Genomic DNA, 5,456 nt, shown 5'->3' on the forward strand with positions numbered 1-5,456 from the left:
GTTCGGCGGCGTCCTACTCTCCCACAGGGTCCCCCCTGCAGTACCATCGGCGCTGTGAGGCTTAGCTTCCGGGTTCGGAATGTAACCGGGCGTTTCCCTCACGCTATGACCACCGAAACACTATGAAACTGTTTCAGCCAGACCATGTGTGGCACATGGCGGTGTTCGTGGTTTCAGAACCAACACAGTGGACGCGAGCAACTGAGGACAAGCCCTCGGCCTATTAGTACCAGTCAACTCCACCCGTTACCGGGCTTCCATATCTGGCCTATCAACCCAGTCGTCTACTGGGAGCCTTACCCTCTCAAGGAGGTGGGAATACTCATCTCGAAGCAGGCTTCCCGCTTAGATGCTTTCAGCGGTTATCCCTCCCGAACGTAGCCAACCAGCCATGCCCTTGGCAGGACAACTGGCACACCAGAGGTTCGTCCGTCCCGGTCCTCTCGTACTAGGGACAGCCCTTCTCAATATTCCTACGCGCACAGCGGATAGGGACCGAACTGTCTCACGACGTTCTAAACCCAGCTCGCGTACCGCTTTAATGGGCGAACAGCCCAACCCTTGGGACCGACTCCAGCCCCAGGATGCGACGAGCCGACATCGAGGTGCCAAACCATCCCGTCGATATGGACTCTTGGGGAAGATCAGCCTGTTATCCCCGGGGTACCTTTTATCCGTTGAGCGACGGCGCTTCCACAAGCCACCGCCGGATCACTAGTCCCGACTTTCGTCCCTGCTCGACCCGTCGGTCTCACAGTCAAGCTCCCTTGTGCACTTACACTCAACACCTGATTGCCAACCAGGCTGAGGGAACCTTTGGGCGCCTCCGTTACTCTTTAGGAGGCAACCGCCCCAGTTAAACTACCCATCAGACACTGTCCCTGATCCGGATCACGGACCGAGGTTAGACATCCAGCACGACCAGACTGGTATTTCAACGACGACTCCCACGACACTGGCGTGCCGCTTTCAAAGTCTCCCAGCTATCCTACACAAGCCGAACCGAACACCAATATCAAACTGTAGTAAAGGTCCCGGGGTCTTTCCGTCCTGCTGCGCGAAACGAGCATCTTTACTCGTAGTGCAATTTCACCGGGCCTATGGTTGAGACAGTCGAGAAGTCGTTACGCCATTCGTGCAGGTCGGAACTTACCCGACAAGGAATTTCGCTACCTTAGGATGGTTATAGTTACCACCGCCGTTTACTGGCGCTTAAGTTCTCAGCTTCGCCCCACCGAAATGGAGCTAACCGGTCCCCTTAACGTTCCAGCACCGGGCAGGCGTCAGTCCGTATACATCGCCTTACGGCTTCGCACGGACCTGTGTTTTTAGTAAACAGTCGCTTCTCGCTGGTCTCTGCGGCCACACCCAGCTCACCGAGTAAATCGGATCACCGGACATGGCCCCCCTTCTCCCGAAGTTACGGGGGCATTTTGCCGAGTTCCTTAACCATAGTTCACCCGAACGCCTCGGTATTCTCTACCTGACCACCTGAGTCGGTTTAGGGTACGGGCCGCCATGAAACTCGCTAGAGGCTTTTCTCGACAGCATAGGATCATCCACTTCACCACAATCGGCTCGGCATCAGGTCTCAGACTATGTGCAAGGCGGATTTGCCTACCTTGCGTCCTACACCCTTACCCCGGGACTACCATCGCCCGGGCTGGACTACCTTCCTGCGTCACCCCATCACTCACCTACTGCAGATCTGGATCGTCGGCTCCACCACTTTCCTTTCCCCGAAGGGTCCGGAACGGCTTCACGGACTTAGCATCGTCTGGTTCGATGTTTGACGCTTCACAGCGGGTACCGGAATATCAACCGGTTATCCATCGACTACGCCTGTCGGCCTCGCCTTAGGTCCCGACTTACCCTGGGCAGATCAGCTTGACCCAGGAACCCTTAGTCAATCGGCGCAAACGTTTCTCACGTTTGTATCGCTACTCATGCCTGCATTCTCACTCGTGAACCGTCCACCACTGCCTTCCGGCGCGGCTTCACCCGGCACACGACGCTCCCCTACCCATCACAGCACCCGTTGGGGCTTATTGCTGCAATGACACGACTTCGGCGGTACGCTTGAGCCCCGCTACATTGTCGGCGCGGAATCACTAGACCAGTGAGCTATTACGCACTCTTTCAAGGGTGGCTGCTTCTAAGCCAACCTCCTGGTTGTCTGTGCGACTCCACATCCTTTCCCACTTAGCGTACGCTTAGGGGCCTTAGTCGATGCTCTGGGCTGTTTCCCTCTCGACCATGGAGCTTATCCCCCACAGTCTCACTGCCGTGCTCTCACTTACCGGCATTCGGAGTTTGGCTAAGGTCAGTAACCCGGTAGGGCCCATCGCCTATCCAGTGCTCTACCTCCGGCAAGAAACACACGACGCTGCACCTAAATGCATTTCGGGGAGAACCAGCTATCACGGAGTTTGATTGGCCTTTCACCCCTAACCACAGGTCATCCCCCAGGTTTTCAACCCTGGTGGGTTCGGTCCTCCACGAAGTCTTACCTCCGCTTCAACCTGCCCATGGCTAGATCACTCCGCTTCGGGTCTTGAGCGTGCTACTGAATCGCCCTGTTCGGACTCGCTTTCGCTACGGCTTCCCCACACGGGTTAACCTCGCAACACACCGCAAACTCGCAGGCTCATTCTTCAAAAGGCACGCAGTCACGAGATGCATCCGAAGATACATCCGACGCTCCCACGGCTTGTAGGCACACGGTTTCAGGTACTATTTCACTCCGCTCCCGCGGTACTTTTCACCATTCCCTCACGGTACTATCCGCTATCGGTCACCAGGGAATATTTAGGCTTAGCGGGTGGTCCCGCCAGATTCACACGGGATTTCTCGGGCCCCGTGCTACTTGGGTGTCTCTCAAACGAGCCGCTGATGTTTCGACTACGGGGGTCTTACCCTCTACGCCGGACCTTTCGCATGTCCTTCGCCTACATCAACGGTTTCTGACTCGTCCTACGGCCGGCAGACCGTAGAAGAGAGATCCCACAACCCCGTATGCGCAACCCCTGCCGGGTCTCACACGCATACGGTTTGGCCTCATCCGGTTTCGCTCGCCACTACTCCCGGAATCACGGTTGTTTTCTCTTCCTGAGGGTACTGAGATGTTTCACTTCCCCTCGTTCCCTCCACACTGCCTATGTGTTCAGCAGCGGGTGACAGCCCATGACGACTGCCGGGTTTCCCCATTCGGAAACCCCCGGATCAAAGCCTGGTTGACGGCTCCCCGGGGACTATCGTGGCCTCCCACGTCCTTCATCGGTTCCTGGTGCCAAGGCATCCACCGTGCGCCCTTAAAAACTTGGCCACAGATGCTCGCGTCCACTGTGCAGTTCTCAAACAACGACCAGCCACCCATCACCCCGAACCCTTACGGTCCGAGTGCACTGGGGCCGGCGACTGAGGAGAAGAATCAATCATTCCCTCAGACACCCAACAGCGTGCCCGGCCAGTATCCGTTCGGAGATCATGCGTTCCACGCTCCTGAGAGCAGTACTTGCAAGCCTCCGACCCGAGGTCTGGCCGAATAATCAACGTTCCACCCATGAGCAACCGTGCAAGACATTTGCTTGCAGTCGGCTATGTGCTCCTTAGAAAGGAGGTGATCCAGCCGCACCTTCCGGTACGGCTACCTTGTTACGACTTCGTCCCAATCGCCAGTCCCACCTTCGACAGCTCCCTCCCACAAGGGGTTGGGCCACCGGCTTCGGGTGTTACCGACTTTCGTGACGTGACGGGCGGTGTGTACAAGGCCCGGGAACGTATTCACCGCAGCAATGCTGATCTGCGATTACTAGCAACTCCGACTTCATGGGGTCGAGTTGCAGACCCCAATCCGAACTGAGACAGGCTTTTTGAGATTCGCTCCACCTCACGGTTTCGCAGCTCATTGTACCTGCCATTGTAGCACGTGTGCAGCCCAAGACATAAGGGGCATGATGACTTGACGTCGTCCCCACCTTCCTCCGAGTTGACCCCGGCAGTCTCCTGTGAGTCCCCATCACCCCGAAGGGCATGCTGGCAACACAGAACAAGGGTTGCGCTCGTTGCGGGACTTAACCCAACATCTCACGACACGAGCTGACGACAGCCATGCACCACCTGTACACCGACCACAAGGGGGGCACCATCTCTGATGCTTTCCGGTGTATGTCAAGCCTTGGTAAGGTTCTTCGCGTTGCGTCGAATTAAGCCACATGCTCCGCTGCTTGTGCGGGCCCCCGTCAATTCCTTTGAGTTTTAGCCTTGCGGCCGTACTCCCCAGGCGGGGAACTTAATGCGTTAGCTGCGGCACCGACGACGTGGAATGTCGCCAACACCTAGTTCCCACCGTTTACGGCGTGGACTACCAGGGTATCTAATCCTGTTCGCTCCCCACGCTTTCGCTCCTCAGCGTCAGTAATGGCCCAGAGATCCGCCTTCGCCACCGGTGTTCCTCCTGATATCTGCGCATTTCACCGCTACACCAGGAATTCCGATCTCCCCTACCACACTCTAGCTAGCCCGTATCGACTGCAGACTCGGGGTTAAGCCCCGAGCTTTCACAATCGACGTGACAAGCCGCCTACGAGCTCTTTACGCCCAATAATTCCGGACAACGCTTGCGCCCTACGTATTACCGCGGCTGCTGGCACGTAGTTAGCCGGCGCTTCTTCTGCAGGTACCGTCACTTTCGCTTCTTCCCTGCTGAAAGAGGTTTACAACCCGAAGGCCGTCATCCCTCACGCGGCGTCGCTGCATCAGGCTTTCGCCCATTGTGCAATATTCCCCACTGCTGCCTCCCGTAGGAGTCTGGGCCGTGTCTCAGTCCCAGTGTGGCCGGTCGCCCTCTCAGGCCGGCTACCCGTCGTCGCCTTGGTGAGCCATTACCTCACCAACAAGCTGATAGGCCGCGGGCTCATCCTTCACCGCCGGAGCTTTTAACCGCAGACCATGAGATCCGCAGTGTTATCCGGTATTAGACCCCGTTTCCAAGGCTTGTCCCAGAGTGAAGGGCAGATTGCCCACGTGTTACTCACCCGTTCGCCACTAATCCCCACCGAAGTGGTTCATCGTTCGACTTGCATGTGTTAAGCACGCCGCCAGCGTTCGTCCTGAGCCAGGATCAAACTCTCCGTGAATGTTTACCGGTAATCCGGTGCAACACCACGATGAGCGGAACAGTCGAGCGGAATAGGCTCGACCGTTCACAGCGTCCTCGCTGTGTTTTTTTCAAAGGAACCTCGTCCCAGCAGATGCTGGAGACGGGGTATCAACTAAATCTGGCGTTGATTTTTGGCACGCTGTTGAGTTCTCAAGGAACGGTCGCTTCCTTTGTACTCACCCTCTCGGGCTTTCCTCCGGGCTTCCCTTCGGTGTTTCCGACTCTATCAGATCGTTTCCGTTCCGATTTCCTCGGTGCTTTCCAGGTTCTCGCTTTCGCGTTTCCCTTTCCGGCG

General features: G+C 56.9%; 1 protein-coding gene and 3 rRNA genes. 1 reads left to right on the forward strand and 3 read right to left on the reverse strand.

The window, feature by feature from the left end; translation table 11 throughout:
* The 3 genes from rrf to GTW40_RS21215 form a co-directional block, all read right to left on the reverse strand.
* Positions 1–117 (reverse strand): 5S ribosomal RNA (gene rrf / locus GTW40_RS21205).
* 86 nt (positions 118–203) lie between these two features.
* Positions 204–3,325: ribosomal RNA gene (locus GTW40_RS21210) — 23S ribosomal RNA — on the reverse strand.
* A 287-nt stretch (positions 3,326–3,612) separates the two neighbouring features.
* Positions 3,613–5,138, reverse strand: a 16S ribosomal RNA gene (locus GTW40_RS21215).
* The 16S, 23S and 5S rRNA genes sit together here, the layout of an rRNA operon.
* Before the next feature lie 114 nt (positions 5,139–5,252).
* On the opposite strand from GTW40_RS21215, the gene GTW40_RS33245 reads away from it, so the two are divergent.
* The coding region (locus GTW40_RS33245) for a hypothetical protein (protein ID WP_237525606.1) at positions 5,253–5,456 on the forward strand (204 nt) is incomplete at its 3' end.

Source organism: Streptomyces sp. SID4985, from assembly GCF_009863025.1.
Lineage (GTDB): Bacteria > Actinomycetota > Actinomycetes > Streptomycetales > Streptomycetaceae > Streptomyces.